The sequence below is a fragment of the Stenotrophomonas sp. SMYL11 genome (assembly GCF_036320005.1).
GTDB classification, from domain to species: domain Bacteria; phylum Pseudomonadota; class Gammaproteobacteria; order Xanthomonadales; family Xanthomonadaceae; genus Stenotrophomonas; species Stenotrophomonas maltophilia_A.
Map to the genome: position 1 here is coordinate 33,253 of NZ_JAWIRS010000020.1, position 21,402 is coordinate 54,654.

The window sequence follows — 21,402 nt, forward strand, 5'->3', positions numbered from 1 at the left end:
TCCGCTTTTCCCCTTACTGGCTTCGGCTGGCGTTCGCGGCCCCCCCCCCCCCCCCACCCCCCCCCCCCCCCCCCCGACTCTACAACAGCCGGTTATTCCGGCTTCGTTTCCAGGAAATACACCTCGACCTTGCCCTTGACCTTGATGGTCATCGGGTTGCCGCGGCGGTCGCGGGCCTTGCCGGCCTGCACGCGGATCCAGCCTTCGCTGACCGAGTATTCCTCGACGTTGTCGCGCTCGACGTCGTTGAAACGCACGCCAACGCCGCGCTCCAGCGCCTGCGCATCATGGAAGGGGCTGGCCGGGTTGATCGCCAGGTGGTCGGGAGGGGTATCGCTCATCGCTTCATTCACAGTGACGGCCACCAAGGCCGGCTTCAGCGGCACAGGATAAACCGTAGAATGCCGGCCTGCCCCAGAGGAAGTTCCGCCATGCCCGACAACAGCGACTATTTCGACTTCGAGGAAGACATCCACGACTTCGACGAGGAGGGCTTCGAGGCGCGGGTCTGGAACCTGCTGGTGCTGATCAACCCGGGCGACGAGGAACTGGCCCTGCAGCAGTTCAACCGCTGGCGCGAGCACCTGGCCGAGGACGGGCAGCCGCTGGAAGCGGACAGCGACTGGCTGCCGGCGCTGTTCACGGCCATTGCCTGGCAGTCAGGCTTCGAGGTGGAGCGTGATGACCTGGAATCGCTGCAGTCGGCGGTGAACGAGCTGTCGGCGCGCTTCAACCTGCAGCTGGACTGGGGCGGCGACCTGGATGACGAGGACTTCGCCGAAGACCTGGACGGCGTGCAGCTGATGTCCACCGCCTTCGACCGCCTGCGCGAGCACAACTACACGCTGTGGAGCGTGGATGCCGGCAGCGACGGTTTCACCGGCGTGATGGCGCTGACCCGCGACGACGACGCGATGCTGGCGCTGTGCTCGCTGCTGAACGTGGAAATCCGGCTGGGCAGCGACCCGTTCTGAGATTGATCGGTAGCGCCGGGCCATGCCCGGCGCTCCCATCTACGGCCGGTATTGCGCCCTGGCGTTGGCGATCACCGCTTTGACCAGCGCGCGGTCGGTGTGCCTTGAGATCGCTTGCGCGCCGAGCGCGATTGCCTGCGTACGCAGCTCGGCGGTGACGTCGTAGTGGGCGCCGCTGGCCTTGTTCTGGAAGGCCCGCGGGGGAATGCCGAGCTGCGCCGCCATCGCGTGCAGCTCGGCCAGGGTGTCGGCCATCAGGTGCGCCCAGCGCTGTCCGCGCCAGGGATGCACCGCGTCATCGACGTAGACCGTCACCGCCGCGGCCGGTTCAGGCCTGCGGCTTGCTGTCGCTGTCAGCGGCCGGAGCGGCCTCGGCAGCGGCGTCTTCGGCCACCTCGCCCTCGGCGGCTTCGCCTTCCTCGCCCTCAGCAGCGTCGACGCCTTCGAACTCGGCGACCAGCTTGTCCAGGTACTCGTCAGCGGTCTGCTCGGATTCGGCGGCCAGGGTGTCCAGCAGCTTCTGCAGCAGTTCGGAGTACTCCAGGTTGACCTTTCGGCCTTCCTTCTCCTGCACGTTGGCCAGGTGCTTGAGCATGGCCAGCATCGGCACCGGGTTCTCGGCGTTGCCCATGGTCTGGCCGCCGATGGCCAGCAGCCACTCACGGCCCTGCAGGCCGATGGCCGCAACCACCTGGCCGTCTTCGTTGGTCAGCACGGCATGGTTCTGCACCTGCTGCTGGGCGTTCAGGCGGAGGAACGGGCGCTTGGCCTGCTGCTTCTTGCGCTTGTCGCGCTTGGCCTTGGAGTTCTGGGACATGGGGTGGAGTCACCTGGAAACGGAAAGACCGCCATTGTAGCGGGTGCGCCGGGTCATGCCCCTGGTGGGTGCGGACCAAGGTCCGCACCTACCGTTTAGTTTGCCGGACCCTGCGCGGCCTGCACGTCCGGGTCGGCGGCGGGGGCCGACAGCCCCACCTGCGGGCCGGCACCGGCCAGGGCGGCTGCTTCGGCGGCCTGGGTCATCACCACGATGCTGATGCGGCGGTTGATCGGATTCTGCGGGTCGGCCTTGTCGAACAGCACCGACGAAGACAGGCCGACCACGCGGGTGATCTTGCTGTCCTCCAGGCCGCCGTCCACCAGTGCGCGCCGTGCGGCGTTGGCACGATCGGCGCTCAGTTCCCAGTTGCCGTAGCCGCGCGCGGCCGAATAGGCGGTGATGTCGGTGTGGCCGGTCAGGCTGATCCGGTTCGGCACGTGGTTCAGGTAATTGGCCAGCTCGTGCAGGATCTGCTGCGTGTACGGCTTCAGCGTGGCGCTGCCGAGGTCGAACATCGGCCGGTTCTGCTTGTCCACGATCTGGATGCGCAGGCCTTCCGGGGTCAGGTCCAGCAGCAGCTGGTCCTTGAACGGCTCCAGTGCCTGGCTCTTGCTGATCGCTTCCTGCAGTTCCTTCATCAGCGCTTCCAGCTGCTGCTTGTCGCGCTGCTGCTGGTCCACCGGCTGCGGCACGGCTTCCTTCTGGTTCTGGAAGGGATCGTTGCTGCTGCCCCGCGAGATGTCGGTGGCACCACCCAGCTTGATCATCGAGGTGCTGGCGCCACCCGGGCCGGCCATGCCGGGCGCCGGCGTGGCGTTCTGCCCGCTCAGCGGGCTGGGGTTGCGGAAGTACTCGGAAATGGCCGCACGGTCGTTCTTGTTGGTGGTGGCCATCAGCCACAGCACCAGGAAGAACGCCATCATCGCGGTCACGAAGTCGGCATAGGCCACCTTCCACGAACCGCCATGATGGGCGGCGTGGCCGGCCTTCCTGACCCGGCGGACGATGACGGTGGGCTTGGTCTCGGCCATGGCTTACTTGACCGTCTTCAGGTGCTGCTCGAAATCGGAGAAGGCCGGCCGCACGTTCGACGGCAGCGTCTTGCGGGCGAATTCCAGCGCGATCTTCGGGTTGTAGCCACGCAGGCAGGCCAGCAGGGCGGTCTTCACCGATTCGTAGATGCGGCTGTCCTGCTCGGCGCGGGCCTCCATCGCTGCCGCCATCGGGCCGACGAAACCGTAGCCCAGCAGGATGCCCAGGAAGGTACCGACCAGCGCGCCGGCCACATGGCCGCCGACCTCGACGATATCCCCGCCGATCGAGCCCATGGTGATGACGATGCCGAGCACCGCCGCGACGATGCCGAAACCGGGCAGTCCGTCGGCGACCTTGGTCAGCACCTGCGACGGTGCCATGGCCTCGGCGTGGTGCTTTTCCAGCTCCAGTTCCAGCAGCGGCTCCAGCTCGTGCGGCTCGATGTTGCTGCCGATCATCAGGCGCAGGCAGTCGGTGATGAAGTCGATCAGGTGGTGGTCGGCCTGCACCTTGGGGTAGTTGCCGAACAGCGCGCTCTCGGCCGGCCGCTCGACGTGGTCTTCCAGCGCCATGAAGCCTTCGCGGCGGGCCTTGTTGAGCAGTTCATAGAGCAGGCTGAGCACGTCGATGTAGTCCTGCTGCTTGTAGCGCGGGCCCTTGAACACGCCGACCATGGCCTGCAGAGTCTGCTTGACCGTCTTGGCCGGGGTGCCGACCAGGAAGGCGCCGAGCGCGGCGCCGCCGATGATGACCAGTTCGTAGGGCTGCCAGAGGGCACCCAGGCGGCCGTGGGCACCGAGGTAGCCCCCGATCACGCTGACGATGACGACCAGGAATCCAACGATGATGAGCATGGGGCGACGCAAGGAGAGGGGATATCTCCTTGTCGGCCCGTCGCCCGGTTTTCTGAAGAGGGAATTCTGTGAAATCGGTCAGCGGGGTGTTTCAGCCCGCCACGCCGCTTTCGGCGCCGCCACGCTGCAACGGGTCGGGCCAGGGCTCGCCATTGCCGGTGAACGAAAGTGAGACGGAGTTCAGGCAGTGGCGCTCGTAGGTGGGCGGCGGACCGTCCGGGAACACGTGGCCCAGGTGGCTGCCGCAGCGCGCACAGGTGATCTCGGTGCGGACCATGCCGTGGCTGGTATCGCGGATCTCGCGCACGTGCGCCGGGTCGAATGGGGCGAAGAAGCTGGGCCAACCGGTGCCGGAATCGAACTTGGTGCTGGAGCGGAACAGCGGCAGCGCGCACAGCCGGCAGCAGTAGACGCCCTCGCGCTTGTTGTCGAGGAACACGCCGCAGAACGGCGCCTCGGTGCCGTGCTGCAGCAGCACGCGGCGCTCCTCGCTGCTGAGGCCGGCAACCAGCGCCTCGGTCTGGGTGGCAGTGGGGGGCGTCAGGTCGAAGGCGGTCATGGCGGCGCTCCGTGGGGTCGATGGCCTGGGGGTGCCGATAAACGTGGGGCTGCGGTCGCAGCCTTGCAAGTGTGATGGCCGTTCATGGGCGGCACACAGGTGCGGGCGCAAGGTGAATGCGATCCACGCCGGAGCGTGACATGAAACCGACCCTTTCCCTGTTGTTGATGGCCCTGTTGCCCCTGGTCGCGCAGGCCCAGGTACCGACGTCGTCGAGCCCGACGGCCACCCGCAGTGCCACCACCGTGGCACCGCAGCCGGTGATGCCGCCGCCGCAGGCCGCTCGCCCGCAGCCGCAGGTCCTGCCGTCGCCGCAGCCGGCGCAGCCGATCAAGTCCACCGGCCCCGCCCGGATCGCGCCCACCCCGACGCCGAAGCCGGCCGACAAGGTGTACGACCGCAATGGCCGCATCGTCCCCGGTGTGCGTCCGGCCGGTCCGAACCGCGTGTTCGATTCGCGCACCGGCCGCTATTACGACAGCGTGCCGGCCGGTGACGGCCAGCAGATCAAGCGCTGATCTCGGGTGCCAGCAAAGGTTGGCAGCTAGCGCACGCTGTCCGGCCTGAACGCACGAAAACAACCCGCTGCAGATCACTGCTTTTTCGCCTGCGATTAACCGTTACGGGACCAACGTGACCGTGCGCCGGCATTGCGCCGCCGCATGTCCTTCGTCCACTGGATCGCGATCATGAAAAACCAGCAGAACCGTCATCCCGGCAAGGAACCGCAGGGCCGCAACCCGCAGCAACAGCAACAGCAGCAACAGATGGACCCGCAGCAGCCGCACAAGGGCGGCAAGCAGCAGGAACAGCGCTCGCAGAAGCATCCGCAGCAGCGCTGACGGACCCGGGGGTCAGAGCCCGCTGCACGGGATCTGGCCCCACTACCGTTCCGGACTCAATCCGGAATCGGCAGGCTCAGCGTTTCCTTCACCTCTTCCATCACGATGTAGCTCTTCGACTCTCGTACATGCGGCAGTGTCAGCAACGTGCTGCCGAGCAGCTTGCGGTAGGAGGCCATCTCGCTGATCCGCGCCTTCAGCAGGTAATCGAAGTCGCCCGAGACCAGATGGCACTCCAGCACGTTGGGCAGCTTCAGGGCCGCGCGCCGGAACTCCTCGAAGATGTCGCCGGACTTGTAGGCCAGGCTGATCTCCACGAACACCAGCAGGCTGGCTTTCACCGCCGCCGGGTCGAGGTGGGCGTGGTAGCCGGTGATCACCCCTTCGCGCTCGAGCCGGCGCACGCGTTCGGTGCACGGGGTGGTCGACAGGCCGACCCGCTCGCCCAGTTCGGTGAAGGAGATACGGCCCTCGGCCTGCAGGATGCGCAGGATCTTGCGGTCGATCTTGTCCAGTTCGCGGGTACGGGTGGCCATGGCCGTCAACCTTGGGGAATGAATTGCAGGAGAACATCCTGCCGGTTGATTACAAATCAGGCAAATCAACTGGGAATGGCTGTCTATACTTCCCCAATTATGGTCCCGGCACGCTCCAGTGCAGGGAATGATCGGGTTGGAGAAGTCCCATGCGAGTCCTAGTTCTCGGCAGCGGCGTGATCGGCACCACCAGTGCCTGGTACCTGCGACAGGCCGGGTTTGAAGTCACGGTCATCGACCGTCAGCCCGGCCCGGCGCTGGAAACCAGCTTCGCCAATGCCGGCCAGCTGTCGTTCGGTTACACCTCGCCGTGGGCCGCCCCGGGCGTGCCGAAGAAGGCCATCGGCTGGCTGTTCGAGAAACACGCACCGCTGGCGATCAAGCCGGGCATGGACCTGGCCCAGTACCGCTGGCTGTGGCAGATGCTGCGCAACTGCACCCACGAGCGCTACGCGATCAACAAGGCGCGCATGGTGCGCATGTCCGAGTACAGCCGCGACTGCCTGAACGAGCTGCGCGCACAGATCGGCATCGAGTTCGAAGGCCGCGACCTGGGCACCACCCAGCTGTTCCGTACCCAGCAGCAGCTGGATGCCTCGGCGCAGGACATCGAGATCCTGGCCCAGTACGGCGTGCCGTACGAAGTGCTGGACCGCGCCGGCATCATCCAGGCCGAACCGGCCCTGGCCCATGTCGACGGCCTGGTCGGCGCGCTGCGCCTGCCGCGTGACCAGACCGGTGACTGCCAGCTGTTCACCCGCCGCCTGGCGCAGATGTGCGTGGATGCCGGTGTCGAGTTCCGCTTCGACCAGGACATTACCGGCCTGGAGTTCGATGGCGATCGCATCACCGGCGTACGCATCGACGGCAAGCTGGAAACCGCCGACCGCTTCGTGGTTGCGCTCGGCAGCTATTCGCCGGCGCTGGTCGCATCGCTGGGCATGCGCCTGCCGGTGTATCCGCTGAAGGGCTACTCGCTGACCCTGCCGATCACCGACCCTGCGATGGCGCCGACCTCGACCATCCTCGACGAGAGCTACAAGGTGGCGGTCACCCGTTTCGACGACCGCATCCGTGTCGGTGGCATGGCCGAAGTGGCCGGCTTCGACCTGTCGCTGTCGCAGCGCCGCCGCGAGACCCTGGAGCTGGTGGTCAGCGATCTCTACCCGAAGGGCGGTGACCTGTCGCGCGCGCAGTTCTGGACCGGCCTGCGCCCGGCCACGCCGGACGGTACGCCGGTGATCGGCGCCACGCCATTCCGCAACCTGTACCTCAACACCGGCCACGGCACCCTGGGCTGGACCATGGCCTGCGGCTCGGGCCGCTACCTGGCCGACCTGATGAGCGCGCGCCAGCCGCAGATCAGCACCGAAGGCCTGGATATTTTCCGCTACGGCCAGTACGGTCACGCGCCGCAACAAGAGAACCGCACATGCGTCCTGCCCGCGCGCTGATCGATCTGGGCGCCCTGCGCAGCAACTACCGGCTCGCCCGTGAACTGGGTGGTGGCAAGGCCCTGGCGATCATCAAGGCCGATGCCTATGGCCATGGCGCGGTGCGCTGTGCACAGGCGCTGGAAGGCGAGGCCGATGGTTTCGGCGTGGCCACCATCGAAGAGGCGCTGGAACTGCGCCAGGCCGGCATCCGTGCGCCGATCCTGCTGCTGGAAGGCATCTTCGAGCCCAGCGACATGGCGCTGGTGGCCGAGCATGATTTCTGGTTCGCCGTCGGTTCGCCGTGGCAACTGGAGGCCGTGGTTGCCTTCGACAGCCCGCGCCCGCTGACGGTTTGGCTGAAGCTGGACAGCGGCATGCATCGCCTCGGCCTGGACGTGGAAAGCTTCCGTGCCGCGCACGCACGCCTGTCGGCGCTGCCGCAGGTCGAGCGCATCGTGCTGATGACCCACCTTGCGCGCGCCGATGAGCTGGACAGCGAACGCACCCACAAACAGGCGGCGACCTTCGCTCGCGCCATCGACGGCCTGGAAGGCGAGACCAGTGTATGCAACTCGCCGGCGCTGCTGGGCTGGCCGGACGTGCGCAGTGACTGGGTGCGCCCGGGCCTGATGCTGTACGGTGCCAACCCGCTTCCGGACAACACCGCGCTGACCGAGCGCCTGCGCCCGGTGATGACGATGCAGTCGAAGGTGATCGCCGAACGCTGGATCGAGGCGGGTGAGCCGGTGGGTTATGGCGCACGCTTCGTGGCCAAGACGCGCACGCATGTGGGCGTGGTCGCGCTGGGCTATGCGGACGGGTATCCGCAGTTCGCGCCCAATGGCACGCCGGTGCTGATCGATGGGCAGCCCGGCGCGCTGATCGGCCGGGTGTCGATGGACATGCTGACCGTGGACCTGACCGCGCATGCGCAGGCTGGCATCGGCAGCGTGGTGGAACTGTGGGGCAGTGCACCGACGCTGTCCGAACTGGCGCCGCGCTGCGGCGTGAGTGCGTACCAGCTGCCCTGCGCGGTCAAGCGCGTGGCGAAGGTCTATCAGGACTGACCGAACGCTGGCCGTGCGCGGCGCTGGTAGCGGCCGACCTTGGTCGACGCTTTGAATGCGTGTCGACCAAGGTCGACACCTACCGATGGGCCTAACACGCAGCGGTCGCCGCACGCGGCTCTGGTAGCGGCCGACCTTGGTCGGCGCCGTGAATGCGTGTCGACCAAGGTCGACACCTACCGATGGGTCTAACGCGCAGTGGCCGCTCGGTACGGGTCGCCGCACGCGGCTCTGGTAGCGGCCGACCTTGGTCGGCGCTTTGAATGCGTGTCGACCAAGGTCGACACCTACCGGTGGGTCGCGCCGCCCGGGATCATCGCGCGGCGGTGGCCTGGCTGGCCAGCTGCCGCTTCACCCAGTCATCGATCAGACGCTTCTCGTAGCGCAGCGGGTCACTGTCGCTCTTCAGCCCCAGGTTGTGCAGGTAGCCGGTATCGCTGAGGCGCGCATCGCCCTCGCTGACGATACGGCCGCTGGCGTCCTTCAACGTGTACTGCAGGCTGATCCGCGGCGGGTAGATGTCGCGCATGATCCGGATGTCGCGGCCGCGCGGGCCGTGCCACGGCTCGTAGTCACCGGCGCGCTTGATGTCGACCAGGGTCACATCGAGGGTCTGCCCAGGCTGCAGCGGCTTGGCGGCAGTGGTCTGCAGGTAGCGTGCCAGCTGCTGTACCCAGTCGCCACGCTCGGCCTCGAAGCGGTTGGTGCTCTGGCGGATTTCGGTGAATTTGGCCGGGTCCTCCCATTTCACACTGACCGGGCCATCGGCCTGCAACGCACGTGGCGCGTGCGCATCGGTCACGGTGCGCGGTGCAGCGTTGGCGCCGCCCGCCACCAGGGCGCCTGCCAGCAGGGCAATCGCGAGTGAGCGTTTCATGACGGTCTCCTGCGTCCCCGCGCTGGGGACGATGTTGATCACAGATCGAGTGTGATCCTGCGGCCGGGCCGCCGCAATGGCCGATTGCGTCATTCGCAAGGGTGGTTGCCGCCAATTCATTGACGTCAACCATGACTGACGGCGCTTGACGCTGTGAATACGCGCTTTGGAAGATGCTGTGCTTCCAATCCGGCCTGCACAGACGCCCTTGTCCACACTGCCGCCCCTCGTGGAGCGCCCACCGATGATGGTGCCGGCGCCCGAACCCGACCTGCATCATGGCGTGCTTGAGCGCATCAACGCCGGTTTCTGCGTGATCCAGGTGCTGTTCGAGGGCGATCGCGCCGTGGACTACCGTTTCATCGAGGTCAACGATGCGTTCGAGCGCCACACCGGCCTGAAGGACGCGCGTGGCCAGCGCATGACGGCGCTGGAGCCGGGCCACGAGCAGGACTGGTTCCGCATCTACGGCGAGGTCGCACGTAGTGGCCGCCCCGCCCAGTTCGAGATGGAAGCGCGTGCGCTGGGCCGCTCGTTCGCGGTTGACGCGGTGCGCGTGGGCCGTCCAGGCGAAGACAAGGTCGGCATCCTGTTCTTCGACATCACCGCACGCAAGCAGATGGAAGTGGAACTGGGCGAAAGCGAAGCCCGCTTCAGCGCGCTGGCCGACGGCCTGCCGATGCCGGTGTGGGTGCTCGACGAGCGCGGCCATGCCCGTTTCGTCAACAGCGCTTTCAGTGAATTCTTCGGCGGTGACGAAACACGCGTGCCGGAAGATGTCTGGCGCGGTCTGGTGCATCCGGATGATGCATCGGTGTTCGAGTACGAGCTGCAGGAAGCACTGAAGGCGCAGCGCTCGATGCATGCGCTGGTGCGGGCCCGACGCGCCGATGGCGAGTGGCGTTGGCTGGAGATGAACGCACGCCCGCGTTTCTCGCGGATGGGCCGCTTCATCGGCCTGGCCGGCAGCAGTCCGGACGTGACCGAACGACGTGAGATCGAGCTGGCGCGCGAGGAACTGCTGCAGTCCGAGCGTGCCGCGCGCAGCGCTGCGGAAAACATGGCGCGGCTCAAGGATGAATTCCTGGCCACGCTGTCGCACGAACTGCGCACGCCGCTGACCACCATCCTCGGCTGGAGCGAACTGCTGCTGCAGCGCGTGGACAACACCAGTCCGCTGTACAAGGGCCTGAACGTAATCGCCAACAGCGCCGGTGCGCAGAAGCGGCTGATCTCGGACATGCTCGACCTCAGCAGCATGCTGCTGGGCAAGGTGCAGCTGGAGGTGGAGATACTGGACCTGCGCGACCTGCTGGGCGAAGCCATCGGTGCGCAGGAGCTGGTGGCCGAAGGCAAGGCGCTGGACGTGAGCCTGCTGCTGCCGGAGCAGCCCAGCCTGGTGCTGGGCGATGCCACCCGCCTGCAGCAGGTGTTGTGGAACCTGCTGTCGAATGCGATCAAGTTCACCCCGGCCGAAGGCCGCATCGATCTGCAGCTGCAGGCCGACGGCAACCACTGGGTGATCACCGTGCGTGACACCGGCGACGGTATCGCGCCCGAATTCCTCAATCACCTGTTCAGCCGCTTCCGCCAGGCCGATGGCACCACCACCCGACGCCATGGCGGCCTTGGCCTGGGACTGGCGATCGTGCAGCAGCTGGTCGAACTGCATGGCGGTACCGTCACCGCTGCCAGCGAGGGCCATGGCCACGGCGCCACCTTCACCGTGCGCCTGCCGCAGCACATTCCCGATGCCGAACGGCGGCCGCTGCGCGAAGTGATCAGCGGACCGATCCTGGAGCCGGTGATCGTCGAGCCGTATCCGCTGCGTGGCATGCACGTGCTGGCGGTGGAAGACCAGCCGGAAGTGCTGGAGTACCTGCGGCGCATGCTGGAAGAGCAGGGCGCCAGCGTGTCGGCAGCCAGCTCGGCCGGTGAAGCGCTGGCGCTGCTGGCCGATACCGGGCACCTGCAGTACCACGTGATGCTGACCGACATCGGCATGCCGGGCATGGATGGCTATGGCCTGGTGCGCACCCTGCGCGAGGACATGGGCGTGGATGCGATGACCCTGCCGGCGGTTGCCGTGACCGCGCTGGCACGTGCTGATGACCGGCGCCGAGCGCTGGCGTCGGGCTTCCAGGAACACGTGGCCAAGCCGTACTCGGTGGCGCAGCTGGTGGCTGCGGTGCGCAAAGTGCAGGTGCCACGCGCGGACAGCGCGCTGCACTGAGCATTCACGGCCGATCGGCGACCCTGCATGCAGGAGGTCGCCGATGTCCCGTACAGCTCCCCGCATCCATACCGATCCGGCGCAGATCGCGCGCCTGGAAGCCCTGCTGCCGCAGCTGGAAGGCGAAACGCAGGTGGAACTGACCCTGCAGGATGGTCGCCGACTGCTCGGCACTGTCGCCGTGAAACCGACGGTGCAGCAGTACCGCAACGAAGCTGGCGACGAAGGCAGCAACGGCCAGTTGCGGCTGGATGACTACGACACGCCGGTGCAGCAGCACCATGTGTGGCTGGATGAAATCGCCAGCATCCGCAGGTTGCCGCCGAGGGTTTGACGGCAACCTGCCGCGCCCATCCACGCATGGCGTGGATCTACCACAGGTTGCAGTAGAGCCACGCCATGCGTGGCTGCCGCGCTCAGTGCTCGAACAAGGTCGGCGTCGCCTCGAACCGGCGTGCATAGGCGCGTTCTTCCGCGACCCTCGCCACCTCGTCATCGGCCAGGTCCGGTGCGCCGTACACTGCATAGGCCACGCTGCCGTCGGCGCCATGACCGACCTGGTGCAGCCGGTAGCGCGAGTGGCCGCCGCCGGTGTCCTCGGGGTAATGCACGGGCGGATGGCTGCCTTCCAGGTCCATTTCACTGTTGTCGACCACGCCACCGACGAACAAGGCTCGCATGCAGGTTCTCCTGGGTTTCCGGGGGAGCCTCTACCCTGAACGTTTCAATGTTGCTGGCAGATCAAGGCCCCGTTCGGGTTTCGCAAAGCGGCCTGCCGGGGCCTGCCCGGCCAAGCCGGTACAATGGACGGCCCTCACGCTTGAAGTACCCGCGCCGATGGCCTCCAGCGACGACGCCCCCCTGCAGACCCTGTTCCTGCCGTTCTCCCAAGGCGCCCTGCGCTGGCCGGAGGGCCCGGTGGCCTTCCTGCGTGCCCGCGACGGCTGGCCGCTGCGCGAAGCGGCCGGCAACCGCGAGGTGCACTGCGAGCAGAGCTTCGCCCCGTTCGCGCAGCCGCTGCAGCAGGCCGCCGGCTGGACCGTCAGCGGCCAGCTGGATGATGTGGCCGGCAAGGGCCGCTACCCGCTGGTGCTGGTGCTGCCGCCGCGCCAGCGTGAAGAAGCCCGTGCGCTGTTCGCCCGCGCGCTGGCGCTGGTCGCCGACGGCGGCCGCATCGTTGCCTGCCAGTCCAACAACGAAGGAGCGCGCTCGGGTGAGGGCGATCTGAAGCAGCTGACCGGCCTGGGTGGCAGCCTGACCAAGAACCATTGCCGCGTGTACTGGACCGCCCCGATGCAGGGCCAGCACGACGCCGACCTGGCCAAGCGCTGGTCGGCACTGGATGCGGTGCGGCCGATCGTCGGCGGCCGTTTCCTCAGCCGCCCGGGCGTGTTCGCCTGGGATCGCATCGACCCGGCGTCGGCGCTGTTGGCCGAGCACCTGCCGGCCGACCTGGCCGGGCGTGCCGCCGATCTCGGTGCCGGATATGGCTACCTGTCGCGCGAGCTGCTGGAGCGTTGCCCGAAGATCACCGCGCTGGACCTGTACGAAGCCGAGCAGCGCGCGCTGGCACTGGCCGAGCTGAACCTGGCACCACCGCCGCGCCCGCTGCCGCTGCGCTTCCTGTGGCAGGACGTCACCGCCGGCATCGAGCCGGGCTACGACGTGATCATCAGCAACCCGCCGTTCCACACGCCCTCGCGCGCCGATCGCCCGGACATCGGCCAGCGCTTCATCGCCGTGGCCGCGCAGGCGCTGCGCCCGGGTGGACGCCTGTACGTAGTGGCCAACCGCCACCTGCCGTACGAGTACACGCTCAACGAGAGCTTTGGCGCAGTGCGCGTGATCGCCGAGCGTGATGGCTTCAAGCTGGTGGAAGCGGTGAAGGGGAAGGGCAAGTGAAGCTGGTCAAGCTCATCGCCAACCTGGGCTACGGCAGCCGCAAGCAGGTGCAGTGGATGTTCCGCGAAGGCCGCGTGACCGACGCCGACGGCGAGGTGCTGTACGCCGACGACCAGGTGCCGCACGAGGCGATCCGGGTTGATGGCGAGCCGCTGGACCCGCCGGTGGGCCTGTCGATCGCGCTGCACAAGCCGGCCGGCTACACCTGCTCGACCAAGGACACCGGCCGCCTGATCTACGACCTGCTGCCACCGCGCTTCCGCGACCGCGACCCGGTGCTGTCCACGGTGGGCCGCCTCGACCGCGAGACCAGTGGCCTGCTGCTGCTGACCGACGATGGCAGCCTGCTGCACCGGATCATCTCGCCGAAGTCGAAGCTGCCCAAGGTCTACGAAGTGGAACTGAGCGACGACCTGCGCGGCGACGAGGTAGCGCTGTTCGCCAGTGGCACGCTGATGCTGGAGTCCGAGAAGACGCCCTTGCTGCCGGCTGAACTTGAAGTCCTGGATGCGCGCCGCGCACGCCTGGTGCTGCATGAAGGCCGCTACCATCAGGTGCGCCGCATGTTCGCCGCCACCGGCAACCATGTGCAGGCCCTGCACCGCAGCCGAGTCGGCGGGCTGGACCTGCAGGGACTGGACGAGGGGCAATGGCGGCAGCTCACCTCCACCGATCTGGATACGCTGTTCGCTCCATGACCACCATCGCTGCGCTGCCGTTCCTCCCCGACGCCGTCATCTTCGATATGGACGGCCTGATGATCGACAGCGAGCGCGTCTCGCTGGCCTGCTGGAGCGAGGCCGCCGACGAGTTCGGGCTGGGCCTGGACGAGGCGGTGTTCCTGCGCATGGTCGGCCTTGGCGACCGCGATACGCATGCGTTGCTGCGCGCGCAGGGCATCGAGGACAGCGTGATCGACGCGGTGGCGGCACGTTGCCATGAGCTGTACGAAGCACGCACGCAGACTGGCCTGCCGCTGCGTCCGGGCATTCTGGAGTTGCTGGAGCTGCTGAAAGCGCACGCGGTACCGCGGGCGGTGGCAACCACCACGCGGCAGCCGCGGGCCAACCGCAAGCTGGCCGCTGCCGGCCTGCTGCCGTATTTCGATGCCGTGATCACCAGTGGTGATGTGGCGCGGCCGAAGCCGGCGCCGGATATCTACCTGCTGGCCGCGCAGCGGCTGGGCCAGGCCCCGGAACGCTGCCTGGCGCTGGAAGACTCACCGGCCGGTACGCGTGCGGCATTGGCGGCCGGCATGACCGTGATCCAGGTACCGGACCTGGTGCATCCGGATGAAGAGCTGCGCGCACTGGGCCACCGCATCGTCGGCTCGCTGGTGGATGCGCACGCACTGCTGCTGCCGTTGCTGCCGAGGTAACGGTGGGCGCCTCGGTTGGCGCGCATTTTCAATGCAGTCGAGCAAGCTCGACTCTACGGGTGCCGACCGTGGGTCGGCACACCCTGCCCATCACACCCGCCCGAACACCAGCGCCGCGTTGGTGCCACCGAAGCCAAAGCTGTTGGACATCACCGTATCCAGCTTCTGCTCGCGGCTCTCACGCAGGATCGGGAAGCTTTCCACCTTCGGGTCCAGTTCGCCGATGTTGGCCGAACCGGCGACGAAGCCGTCGCGCATCATCAGCAGGCAGTAGATCGCCTCATGCACGCTGGCCGCCCCCAGCGAATGGCCGGACAGCGCCTTGGTCGAGGACAGCGGCGGTACCGCATCGCCGAACACTTCGCGGATCGCATTGAGCTCGGTGACGTCGCCGAGCGGCGTGGAAGTGCCATGGGTGTTGAGGTAGTCCAGCGGGCGGTCGACGCCCTGCAGCGCCATCTTCATGCAGCGCACCGCGCCTTCGCCGGACGGCGCGACCATGTCGGCACCATCGGAGGTCACGCCATAGCCGATCAGCTCGGCATGGATGTGCGCGCCGCGCGCAACCGCGTGGTCGTAGTCCTCCAGCACCAGCATGCCGCCGCCACCGGCGATGACGAAGCCGTCGCGGTCCTTGTCGTACGGACGCGAGGCGCTGGCCGGGGTCTCGTTGAAGCTGGTCGACAGCGCACCCATCGCATCGAACATCACGCTCATCGACCAGTGCAGGTCTTCACCGCCACCGGCGAACATGATGTCCTGCGCGCCATGGCGGATCATGTCCGCGGCGGCGCCGATGCAGTGCGCCGAGGTCGCGCAGGCGGCCGACAGCGAGTAGCTGACGCCCTTGATCTGGTAGGCCGTGGCCAGGCAGGCCGAGACCGTCGAGCACATCGTGCGCGGCACCATGTACGGGCCGACCTTGCGCACGCCACGTTCGCGCAGCAGGTCGACCGCGCCGATCTGCCATTCGCTGGAGCCGCCGCCGGAACCGGCGATCAGGCCGGTGCGCAGGTTGCTGACCTGCTCGGGGCTGAGCCCGGCGTCGGCGATGGCATCGCGCATGGACAGGTAGGCGAAGGCCGCCGCATCGCTCATGAAGCGCTTCTGCTTGCGGTCGATCAGCGCCTCCAGATCGAGGTCGACACGACCGCCGACCTGGCTGCGCAGGCCCGCTTCGGCGTGGTCGGCCAGGGCGGTGATGCCCGAGCGCCCTTCGCGCAGCGCAGCCGAAACGGTATCCAGATCATTGCCGAGGCAGGACGTGATGCCCATGCCGGTGATGACGACGCGACGCATCAGAAGCTCCCGGTTTCAGTGAACAGGCCGACGCGCAGGTCGCGCGCGCTGTAGATTTCGCGGTCATCCACGTACATGCGGGCGTCCGACTGCGCCATCACCAGCTTGCGGTTGATGACACGGCTGATGTCGATCTCGTAGCGCACCAGCTTGGCCTCCGGCAGTACCTGGCCGGTGAACTTCACCTCGCCGCAGCCCAGTGCGCGGCCCTTGCCGGGGGCGCCCAGCCAGGTCAGGAAGAAGCCGGTCAGCTGCCACATGGCGTCCAGGCCGAGGCAGCCGGGCATCACCGGGTCGCCGATGAAGTGGCAGCCGAAGAACCACAGGTCCGGGCGGATATCCAGTTCGGCGCGTACCATGCCCTTGCCATGCGGTCCGCCGTCCTCGCGGATGTCGGTGATGCGGTCGAACATCAGCATCGGATCGTTGGGCAAACGGCCGGCGGCGGTGCCGAACAGTTCACCGCGTGCGCTGGCCAGCAGCTGTTCGCGGTTGAACGCGTGGAGACGGGTCATGAAGCACAATCCTGGAAGCGGGGAAACAGGGAAACAAGCGCTCGAGGATGCCCGTGGAAACTGCGCCGATCAAACATTTCAACCGTACGCAACCGTAGTGTTTTCAATGGAATACGCGCATCCTGTTGATGTGCAACGACCATACTTCGGCGTGTGGCCCGTTCGGCACGCCCCCGCCCTTTCCGCCTGACATGACCCGACTGCGCAAGATCATCCACGTCGACATGGACGCGTTCTACGCGTCGGTGGAGCAGCGCGACGATCCGTCACTGCGCGGCAAGCCGGTGGTTGTGGCATGGCGCGGCGCGCGCTCGGTGGTGTGCGCGGCCTCGTACGAGGCACGCGTGTTCGGCGTGCGTTCGGCGATGCCGGCGCTGCGTGCCGAACGCCTGTGTCCGGATGCGATCTTCGTGCCGCCGGACTTCGCACGTTACAAGGCGGTGTCACGCCACGTGCGCGAGATCTTCCTGCGCCACACCGACCTGGTCGAGCCGTTGTCGCTGGACGAGGCCTACCTGGACGTGACCGAGCCGAAGAGCGGCATCGAACTGGCCACCGACATCGCCCGCACCATTCGTGCGCAGATCCGCGAGGAGACGAACCTGACCGCTTCAGCCGGGATCGCGCCGAACAAGTTCCTGGCCAAGATCGCTTCGGACTGGCGCAAGCCCGATGGCCAGTTCGTGATTCCGCCGCAGCGGGTGGACGCGTTCCTGCTGCCGCTGCCGGTGAACCGCGTGCCCGGCGTCGGCAAGGTAATGGAAGGCAAGCTGGCCGCGCGCGGCATCGTCACCTGCGGCGACCTGCGGCAGTGGGCACTGATCGACCTGGAAGAGGCGTTTGGCAGCTTCGGCCGCAGCCTGTACAACCGCGCACGCGGCATCGACGAGCGCCCGGTGGAGCCGGACCAGCAGGTGCAGTCGATCTCCTCGGAGGACACCTTCGCCGAGGACCTGCCGCTGGAAGACCTGGGCGAGGCGATCGTGCAGCTGGCGGAGAAGACCTGGAATGCCACGCGCAAGACCGAGCGTGTCGGTCACACCGTGGTGCTGAAACTGAAGACCGCGCAGTTCCGCATCCTCACCCGCAGCTTCACACCGGAGCGCCCGCCGGAATCGATGGAAGAACTGCGCGACATCGCCCTGGCCCTGCGCGCGCGGGTGGATCTGCCCGCAGAGACCCGCTATCGCCTGGTCGGCGTCGGGCTGGGCGGCTTCCGCGAAAAGGAACCGGTGGTGCAGGGGGAGTTGTTCGAGCACACCCAGACCGATCGTTCCTGATCTTTCATCCACGCACGGCGTGGATCTACGTGTCGACCAAGGTCGACACCCACCAAAAGCAGGCCATGCCATCCGGACAGGTTGCGGAGACATGTCATCCAGACAGATCGCAGAGAACTGTCGAAGGCGGGGTGGGTCCGGTTGCGGGGGCGTGAGCGCCATGGATGGCGCGACCGAGCTTACATGGACGTACTTGCAGCGTCCCCCGCAACCGGACCTACCCCGCCATCCCACGGATAGCCAGCTGTTGCTGTTGCTTCGGCTGTTGCCGTTGCATTGAGCAGGTGCAGGGCGCAGCCCTGCAAAAGAAGCCCCACCTACCTTATGGCCACTGCATCTCGCCCTTGGCCACCTTCGCACTCAACTCCAGCGACTCCACGCCCGCCAGCTTCGGGTAGCGCGCCTGCATCGCCTTCACCAGCGCCGCACTGTCCTTGGCCTTTGCCGTCTCGGCGTCGAACGCGCGGATGTAGTCCGCAGTGAAGCGCAGCGCACTGGCATCCAGTGCCGCACCCGGCGCGTAATGCCCCGGCACCACAACCTGCGGCTTCAGCGCCTGCAGCCGCTGCAGGGTCTGCAGCCAGTCGGTGTGCGACTTCGTCGTCTGCGTGTCGGCCATCCACACATGTTCGCCCGCCACCACCGGAATGCCACCGACGATCGCGCGCAGCGACGGCACCCACAGCACCGTGCGGTCCGGCGTCGGGCCATCAAGGCCGATCAGCGGCAGGCGTTGGTCTTCCAGTTGCAGGGCATCGCCGTCCAGCACCTGCGGCACCACGATGCGCGCCGGCACGTCGGCGCCCATCTTCGGTCCCCAGTAGGCCAGCTTGCCGGCCTGGGTCTGCTGGATGTGGGCGACGGTCTGCGCAGTGGCGACGATGCGCGCATGGGGGAACGCGTCCTGCAGCGTGGCCAGGCCGAAGTAGTAGTCCGGATCGCCGTGGCTGATGTAGATGGTGGTCAGCTGCTTGCCGCTGGCGCGGATCAGTTCGACCAGCTTTTGTGCGTCGCTGGCACCAAACTGCGCATTGACCAGGATCGCGTCGTGGCGGCCTTCGATCAGCACCGAGGACACCGAGAACATCGCCTGCGGGCCGGGATGGAAGGTCTGCAGGTGCAGCTGGGACTTCGTTGCCATGGCCGGCGCCGCGGTGGCCGGTGCGGCCAGCAGCGGCGCACTGGTGAAGGTGGCGGCCAGGGCGAGGGGAAGCAGCAGGGCAGCGGTACGCATCGGAATTCCTTGTGTAGCGCCGAGCCAATGCTCGGCTGCGGGTTCGCGTAGGGCCGAGCATGGGCTCGGCACTACAGGGGACGCACGTGGATCAATACGCCGCAGTGATGATCTGCCTCGGGTACTGGTGCGCTTCCAGCTCGGCGACGAACGCAGCGCCGTAGTCGGCGTAGCTGATGCGGCTGTGGCCGCTGGCATCAGCGAGGAAGGCCCTGGGCTGCACGCGGTACTGGCCGCGCTCTTCACCCGGACCGATTTCGGCGGCCGGCGAGAAGAAGGTCCAGTCCAGGTCATCCACCGCCTGCAGGCGGTTGAACGCCTCACGGTGGGCCAGTGCGTACGGCTTGTAGGCGTCCGGGAAGGTGGGGGTATCGACCAGCTGCACTCCGGGTGCGACTTCGAGGCTGCCGGCACCACCGACCACCACCAGGCGCGGCACACCGGCCTTGCGTGCGGCGGCGGCCAGCTGTGCGGCGACCTCGCCGACGCGGCCGATGTCATCGCCCGGGCGCGGGCCGTAGGCGCTGGCCAGCACGTCGTGGCCGGTGATGGCGGCAACCAGCGCGTCCTGGTCATCCAGCGAGGCGATCACCGGATGGGCACCGGCCAGCTCGGCCGGGAGGTCCTGCGCGCTGCGCACGATGACGGTGAGTTCGTGGCCGCGGGCCAGCGCGTGGCGGGCGATCTGGCGGCCGATGTTGCCGGTGGAACCAACGAGCGCGATTTTCATGGCAGGACTCCGTGGGGCGGTGTGGGGGGAACGGGGCCACTCTAGGCTGCTGCAGTTGCTCGAAAAACAGCGTATAACGCGCTTGTTTGTTGCATGGATCGAGCATATGGACCGAATGACCGCCATGACCGTGTTCGTCGAGGTCGCCGAGCGCGGCAGCCTCACCGCCGCCGCCGAGGTGCTGGACATGTCGCGGGCGATGGTCAGCCGCTACCTGGCCGAGGTCGAGGGCTGGCTGGGCGCACGCCTGCTGCACCGGACCACGCGCCGGGTCAGCCTGACCGGCCCCGGTGAGGCGGCGCTGGCGCGCTTCCGGCAGATGCTGGCGATCGGCGAAGAACTGCAGGGCGAGTTGGCCAGTGATGATCCCGAGCCGCACGGCACGCTGCGGGTGACCGCCAGCGTCTCGTTCGGGCAGAGTCACCTGGCACGGGCCGTGGCCGGCTTCGTTGCGCGCCATCCGGCGGCACGCATCGAGCTGCTGCTGGTCGACCGCACCGTGAACCTGGTGGAGGAGCGGGTGGACCTGGCCGTGCGCATCGCGCGCCAGATCGACCCCAGCCTGATCGCACGGCGGCTGGCCACCTGCCGCTCGGTGCTGTGCGCGACGCCGTCCTACCTGCAGGCGCGTGGCACACCGACCGCCCCCGAGCACCTGGCCGCGCACAACTGCCTGACCCACCACTACGTCGGCAAGAGCCTGTGGCAGCTGCACCGCGACGGGCGTTCGCTGTCGGTGGCGGTGGGCGGCAACATCAGTGCCAACGAGGCCTCGCTGCTGCTGGAGGCGGTGCGCGCCGGTGCCGGCATCGCCATGCTGCCGACGTACCAGGTGGCGCCGTTGCTGCGCAGTGGCGAGCTGATCGAACTGCTGCCCGAATTCAGCCTGGACGAACTCGGCATTCATGCCGTGTACGCATCACGGCGCCAGCAGCCCGCTATCATGCGGCGATTCCTGGATTTCCTGGGCGAGTGTTTCGCCAGCCCGGCCTTCCAGGATCTGGATTGGCGCCCACCGGGCAAGGAGAACACATGAACCATGGACAGGCCTTGATCGACCACAACCGTGCTGCCTGGGACCGCCAGGCCAGCGAAGTGCGCGAATGGTCGCGCCCGGTGGAAAGCTCAACGATTGCCGCCGCGCGCGAAGGCCGCTGGCAGGTGCACCTGACGCCCCGCGCGTTGCCACTGGACTGGATGGGTGATGTGCGTGGCCGTCGCATCCTGTGCCTGGCCTCGGGCGGTGGCCAGCAGGCACCGGTGCTGGCCGCTGCGGGCGCTGACGTCACCGTGTTCGATCTCTCCGATGGGCAGCTGGAACAGGACCGCAGGGTCGCCGCGCGCGATGGCCTGCAGCTGCGCACCGTGCAGGGCGACATGCGCGATCTGCACGTGTTTGCCAACGACAGTTTCGATGTGGTGTTCCACCCGATCTCGAACCTGTACGTGCCTGATGTGCGCCCGGTGTGGACCGAATGCCGCCGCGTGCTGGCACGCGATGGCATGCTGATGGCCAGCTTCTACAACCCGGTGCTGTTCGTTGGCGCGCGCGATCCGCAGCTGGATGCACAGGGCCTGATCCGGCCGCAGTACGCCATTCCCTATTCGGACCTGGAAGACCTGGCGCCGGCCGAGCGCGAGGCGAAGCTGGCACGGGGTGACGCGCTGACCTTCGGCCACAGCCTGACCGAACTGATCGGTGGTCAGCTCGATGCCGGCTTCATCATCGATCGCTTCATGGAAGACTGGCAGCCGCAGCCGCGCTTCCTGATCGATCGCTATCTGCCCACCTTCCTGGCGACCCGCGCGCGCCGGATCGGCTGAGGCGGAT

General features: G+C 67.4%; 26 protein-coding genes. 13 read left to right on the forward strand and 13 right to left on the reverse strand.

Annotated features, from left to right (window positions below):
• Nucleotides 1-92 precede the first annotated feature (92 nt).
• Nucleotides 93-341 carry a DUF3297 family protein gene (locus V3B46_RS19850; protein ID WP_049456360.1) on the reverse strand — a complete coding sequence of 83 codons (249 nt, stop codon included), beginning with the start codon at nt 339-341 and terminating at the stop codon, nt 93-95.
• Between the two features lie 90 nt (nt 342-431).
• Between V3B46_RS19850 and V3B46_RS19855 the strand changes: the two genes are divergently transcribed.
• On the forward strand, nt 432-974 hold the full coding sequence (locus V3B46_RS19855) for a DUF6630 family protein (RefSeq protein WP_094000536.1): 543 nt from the start codon (nt 432-434) through the stop codon (nt 972-974).
• A gap of 39 nt (nt 975-1,013) precedes the next feature.
• Here V3B46_RS19855 and V3B46_RS19860 read toward each other — a convergent pair whose 3' ends face one another.
• The 5 genes from V3B46_RS19860 to msrB all read right to left on the reverse strand — a co-directional run bounded on the left by V3B46_RS19860 (nt 1,014) and on the right by msrB (nt 4,242).
• Nucleotides 1,014-1,289: a DUF4031 domain-containing protein gene (locus tag V3B46_RS19860; protein ID WP_049398338.1), complete on the reverse strand. Its 276-nt coding sequence runs from the start codon at nt 1,287-1,289 to the stop codon at nt 1,014-1,016.
• A 13-nt stretch (nt 1,290-1,302) separates the two neighbouring features.
• On the reverse strand, nt 1,303-1,791 hold the full coding sequence (locus V3B46_RS19865) for a hypothetical protein (protein WP_154262166.1): 489 nt from the start codon (nt 1,789-1,791) through the stop codon (nt 1,303-1,305).
• A 95-nt stretch (nt 1,792-1,886) separates the two neighbouring features.
• Nucleotides 1,887-2,825 carry a flagellar motor protein MotB gene (gene motB, locus V3B46_RS19870; RefSeq protein ID WP_329892709.1) on the reverse strand — a complete coding sequence of 313 codons (939 nt, stop codon included), beginning with the start codon at nt 2,823-2,825 and terminating at the stop codon, nt 1,887-1,889.
• A gap of 3 nt (nt 2,826-2,828) precedes the next feature.
• The gene (gene motA, locus V3B46_RS19875; RefSeq protein WP_032128746.1) at nt 2,829-3,683 is read right to left on the reverse strand and encodes a flagellar motor stator protein MotA; all 855 of its coding nucleotides are present in this window, start codon (nt 3,681-3,683) and stop codon (nt 2,829-2,831) included.
• Between the two features lie 91 nt (nt 3,684-3,774).
• Complete coding sequence (msrB, locus tag V3B46_RS19880; protein WP_005412124.1) at nt 3,775-4,242, reverse strand: peptide-methionine (R)-S-oxide reductase MsrB; 468 nt, start codon at nt 4,240-4,242, stop codon at nt 3,775-3,777.
• A 140-nt stretch (nt 4,243-4,382) separates the two neighbouring features.
• On the opposite strand from msrB, the gene V3B46_RS19885 reads away from it, so the two are divergent.
• Nucleotides 4,383-4,760, forward strand: coding sequence for a classical arabinogalactan protein 4 (locus V3B46_RS19885; protein ID WP_329892710.1), 378 nt, complete (start codon nt 4,383-4,385; stop codon nt 4,758-4,760).
• A gap of 144 nt (nt 4,761-4,904) precedes the next feature.
• A complete protein-coding gene (locus V3B46_RS19890) occupies nt 4,905-5,084 on the forward strand; it encodes a hypothetical protein (RefSeq protein WP_004140556.1) in 180 nt (59 codons plus the stop codon).
• Between the two features lie 56 nt (nt 5,085-5,140).
• Here V3B46_RS19890 and V3B46_RS19895 read toward each other — a convergent pair whose 3' ends face one another.
• Nucleotides 5,141-5,620: an Lrp/AsnC ligand binding domain-containing protein gene (locus V3B46_RS19895; RefSeq protein WP_005407919.1), complete on the reverse strand. Its 480-nt coding sequence runs from the start codon at nt 5,618-5,620 to the stop codon at nt 5,141-5,143.
• Between the two features lie 149 nt (nt 5,621-5,769).
• Between V3B46_RS19895 and V3B46_RS19900 the strand changes: the two genes are divergently transcribed.
• On the forward strand, nt 5,770-7,074 hold the full coding sequence (locus V3B46_RS19900) for a D-amino acid dehydrogenase (protein ID WP_032128742.1): 1,305 nt from the start codon (nt 5,770-5,772) through the stop codon (nt 7,072-7,074).
• On the forward strand, nt 7,053-8,123 hold the full coding sequence (gene alr, locus V3B46_RS19905; protein WP_329892711.1) for an alanine racemase: 1,071 nt from the start codon (nt 7,053-7,055) through the stop codon (nt 8,121-8,123). Before V3B46_RS19900 ends, alr begins: the two co-directional genes overlap by 22 nt.
• Nucleotides 8,124-8,436: 313 nt before the next feature.
• Here the strand turns inward: alr and V3B46_RS19910 are convergent, their stop codons facing one another.
• Complete coding sequence (locus V3B46_RS19910; RefSeq protein WP_329892712.1) at nt 8,437-9,000, reverse strand: DUF3016 domain-containing protein; 564 nt, start codon at nt 8,998-9,000, stop codon at nt 8,437-8,439.
• Nucleotides 9,001-9,244: 244 nt separating this feature from the next.
• Between V3B46_RS19910 and V3B46_RS19915 the strand changes: the two genes are divergently transcribed.
• Both V3B46_RS19915 and V3B46_RS19920 read left to right on the forward strand, forming a co-directional pair.
• Nucleotides 9,245-11,233 carry a hybrid sensor histidine kinase/response regulator gene (locus tag V3B46_RS19915; RefSeq protein ID WP_094000531.1) on the forward strand — a complete coding sequence of 663 codons (1,989 nt, stop codon included), beginning with the start codon at nt 9,245-9,247 and terminating at the stop codon, nt 11,231-11,233.
• Between the two features lie 43 nt (nt 11,234-11,276).
• A complete protein-coding gene (locus V3B46_RS19920; RefSeq protein WP_032128738.1) occupies nt 11,277-11,567 on the forward strand; it encodes a DUF3247 family protein in 291 nt (96 codons plus the stop codon).
• Between the two features lie 82 nt (nt 11,568-11,649).
• On the opposite strand, the gene V3B46_RS19925 is transcribed toward V3B46_RS19920, so the two are convergent.
• A complete protein-coding gene (locus V3B46_RS19925) occupies nt 11,650-11,913 on the reverse strand; it encodes a hypothetical protein (RefSeq protein ID WP_005407925.1) in 264 nt (87 codons plus the stop codon).
• Between the two features lie 157 nt (nt 11,914-12,070).
• Between V3B46_RS19925 and V3B46_RS19930 the strand changes: the two genes are divergently transcribed.
• Genes V3B46_RS19930 through V3B46_RS19940 form a run of 3 tightly spaced genes read left to right on the forward strand, consistent with a single transcriptional unit; the run spans nt 12,071 to nt 14,513 of the window.
• Nucleotides 12,071-13,135, forward strand: a complete 1,065-nt coding sequence (locus V3B46_RS19930; protein WP_043398893.1) for a class I SAM-dependent methyltransferase — start codon at nt 12,071-12,073, stop codon at nt 13,133-13,135.
• Nucleotides 13,132-13,833, forward strand: coding sequence for a pseudouridine synthase (locus V3B46_RS19935; RefSeq protein WP_126928779.1), 702 nt, complete (start codon nt 13,132-13,134; stop codon nt 13,831-13,833). Before V3B46_RS19930 ends, V3B46_RS19935 begins: the two co-directional genes overlap by 4 nt.
• A complete protein-coding gene (locus V3B46_RS19940) occupies nt 13,830-14,513 on the forward strand; it encodes an HAD family hydrolase (protein WP_049445923.1) in 684 nt (227 codons plus the stop codon). Before V3B46_RS19935 ends, V3B46_RS19940 begins: the two co-directional genes overlap by 4 nt.
• Nucleotides 14,514-14,603: 90 nt before the next feature.
• Here V3B46_RS19940 and fabB read toward each other — a convergent pair whose 3' ends face one another.
• Both fabB and fabA read right to left on the reverse strand, forming a co-directional pair.
• Complete coding sequence (gene fabB, locus V3B46_RS19945) at nt 14,604-15,812, reverse strand: beta-ketoacyl-ACP synthase I (protein ID WP_014645811.1); 1,209 nt, start codon at nt 15,810-15,812, stop codon at nt 14,604-14,606.
• A complete protein-coding gene (gene fabA, locus V3B46_RS19950; protein WP_005407930.1) occupies nt 15,812-16,327 on the reverse strand; it encodes a 3-hydroxyacyl-[acyl-carrier-protein] dehydratase FabA in 516 nt (171 codons plus the stop codon). The genes fabB and fabA overlap by 1 nt, the downstream gene beginning before the upstream one ends.
• A 191-nt stretch (nt 16,328-16,518) precedes the next feature.
• Between fabA and dinB the strand changes: the two genes are divergently transcribed.
• The gene (gene dinB, locus V3B46_RS19955) at nt 16,519-17,607 is read left to right on the forward strand and encodes a DNA polymerase IV (RefSeq protein WP_106466954.1); all 1,089 of its coding nucleotides are present in this window, start codon (nt 16,519-16,521) and stop codon (nt 17,605-17,607) included.
• A 322-nt stretch (nt 17,608-17,929) separates the two neighbouring features.
• Here the strand turns inward: dinB and V3B46_RS19960 are convergent, their stop codons facing one another.
• Nucleotides 17,930-18,841 (reverse strand): MBL fold metallo-hydrolase, encoded by a 912-nt coding sequence (locus tag V3B46_RS19960; protein WP_329892713.1) that lies wholly within the window; start codon nt 18,839-18,841, stop codon nt 17,930-17,932.
• A 91-nt stretch (nt 18,842-18,932) separates the two neighbouring features.
• Complete coding sequence (locus tag V3B46_RS19965) at nt 18,933-19,571, reverse strand: NAD(P)-dependent oxidoreductase (protein WP_154262176.1); 639 nt, start codon at nt 19,569-19,571, stop codon at nt 18,933-18,935.
• Nucleotides 19,572-19,677: 106 nt separating this feature from the next.
• Here V3B46_RS19965 and V3B46_RS19970 point away from each other — a divergent pair, with 106 nt between their 5' ends.
• Both V3B46_RS19970 and V3B46_RS19975 read left to right on the forward strand, forming a co-directional pair.
• Nucleotides 19,678-20,607 carry a LysR family transcriptional regulator gene (locus V3B46_RS19970; protein ID WP_154262177.1) on the forward strand — a complete coding sequence of 310 codons (930 nt, stop codon included), beginning with the start codon at nt 19,678-19,680 and terminating at the stop codon, nt 20,605-20,607.
• Nucleotides 20,604-21,395 carry a class I SAM-dependent methyltransferase gene (locus V3B46_RS19975; RefSeq protein ID WP_032128731.1) on the forward strand — a complete coding sequence of 264 codons (792 nt, stop codon included), beginning with the start codon at nt 20,604-20,606 and terminating at the stop codon, nt 21,393-21,395. Before V3B46_RS19970 ends, V3B46_RS19975 begins: the two co-directional genes overlap by 4 nt.
• Nucleotides 21,396-21,402: the final 7 nt, after the last annotated feature.

Excerpts from the sequence above, each read along its gene's own strand:
- V3B46_RS19850 (WP_049456360.1), bottom strand. The coding sequence starts at position 341 with ATGAGCGATACCCCTCCCGACCACCTGGCGATCAACCCGGCCAGCCCC.
- V3B46_RS19855 (WP_094000536.1), top strand. The coding sequence starts at position 432 with ATGCCCGACAACAGCGACTATTTCGACTTCGAGGAAGACATCCACGAC.
- V3B46_RS19865 (WP_154262166.1), bottom strand. The coding sequence starts at position 1,791 with ATGTCCCAGAACTCCAAGGCCAAGCGCGACAAGCGCAAGAAGCAGCAG.
- motB (WP_329892709.1), bottom strand. The coding sequence starts at position 2,825 with ATGGCCGAGACCAAGCCCACCGTCATCGTCCGCCGGGTCAGGAAGGCC.
- motA (WP_032128746.1), bottom strand. The coding sequence starts at position 3,683 with ATGCTCATCATCGTTGGATTCCTGGTCGTCATCGTCAGCGTGATCGGG.
- msrB (WP_005412124.1), bottom strand. The coding sequence starts at position 4,242 with ATGACCGCCTTCGACCTGACGCCCCCCACTGCCACCCAGACCGAGGCG.
- V3B46_RS19885 (WP_329892710.1), top strand. The coding sequence starts at position 4,383 with ATGAAACCGACCCTTTCCCTGTTGTTGATGGCCCTGTTGCCCCTGGTC.
- V3B46_RS19890 (WP_004140556.1), top strand. The coding sequence starts at position 4,905 with ATGTCCTTCGTCCACTGGATCGCGATCATGAAAAACCAGCAGAACCGT.
- V3B46_RS19895 (WP_005407919.1), bottom strand. The coding sequence starts at position 5,620 with ATGGCCACCCGTACCCGCGAACTGGACAAGATCGACCGCAAGATCCTG.
- V3B46_RS19900 (WP_032128742.1), top strand. The coding sequence starts at position 5,770 with ATGCGAGTCCTAGTTCTCGGCAGCGGCGTGATCGGCACCACCAGTGCC.
- alr (WP_329892711.1), top strand. The coding sequence starts at position 7,053 with ATGCGTCCTGCCCGCGCGCTGATCGATCTGGGCGCCCTGCGCAGCAAC.
- V3B46_RS19910 (WP_329892712.1), bottom strand. The coding sequence starts at position 9,000 with ATGAAACGCTCACTCGCGATTGCCCTGCTGGCAGGCGCCCTGGTGGCG.
- V3B46_RS19915 (WP_094000531.1), top strand. The coding sequence starts at position 9,245 with ATGATGGTGCCGGCGCCCGAACCCGACCTGCATCATGGCGTGCTTGAG.
- V3B46_RS19920 (WP_032128738.1), top strand. The coding sequence starts at position 11,277 with ATGTCCCGTACAGCTCCCCGCATCCATACCGATCCGGCGCAGATCGCG.
- V3B46_RS19925 (WP_005407925.1), bottom strand. The coding sequence starts at position 11,913 with ATGCGAGCCTTGTTCGTCGGTGGCGTGGTCGACAACAGTGAAATGGAC.
- V3B46_RS19930 (WP_043398893.1), top strand. The coding sequence starts at position 12,071 with ATGGCCTCCAGCGACGACGCCCCCCTGCAGACCCTGTTCCTGCCGTTC.
- V3B46_RS19940 (WP_049445923.1), top strand. The coding sequence starts at position 13,830 with ATGACCACCATCGCTGCGCTGCCGTTCCTCCCCGACGCCGTCATCTTC.
- fabB (WP_014645811.1), bottom strand. The coding sequence starts at position 15,812 with ATGCGTCGCGTCGTCATCACCGGCATGGGCATCACGTCCTGCCTCGGC.
- fabA (WP_005407930.1), bottom strand. The coding sequence starts at position 16,327 with ATGACCCGTCTCCACGCGTTCAACCGCGAACAGCTGCTGGCCAGCGCA.
- dinB (WP_106466954.1), top strand. The coding sequence starts at position 16,519 with ATGACCCGACTGCGCAAGATCATCCACGTCGACATGGACGCGTTCTAC.
- V3B46_RS19960 (WP_329892713.1), bottom strand. The coding sequence starts at position 18,841 with ATGCGTACCGCTGCCCTGCTGCTTCCCCTCGCCCTGGCCGCCACCTTC.
- V3B46_RS19965 (WP_154262176.1), bottom strand. The coding sequence starts at position 19,571 with ATGAAAATCGCGCTCGTTGGTTCCACCGGCAACATCGGCCGCCAGATC.
- V3B46_RS19970 (WP_154262177.1), top strand. The coding sequence starts at position 19,678 with ATGGACCGAATGACCGCCATGACCGTGTTCGTCGAGGTCGCCGAGCGC.
- V3B46_RS19975 (WP_032128731.1), top strand. The coding sequence starts at position 20,604 with ATGAACCATGGACAGGCCTTGATCGACCACAACCGTGCTGCCTGGGAC.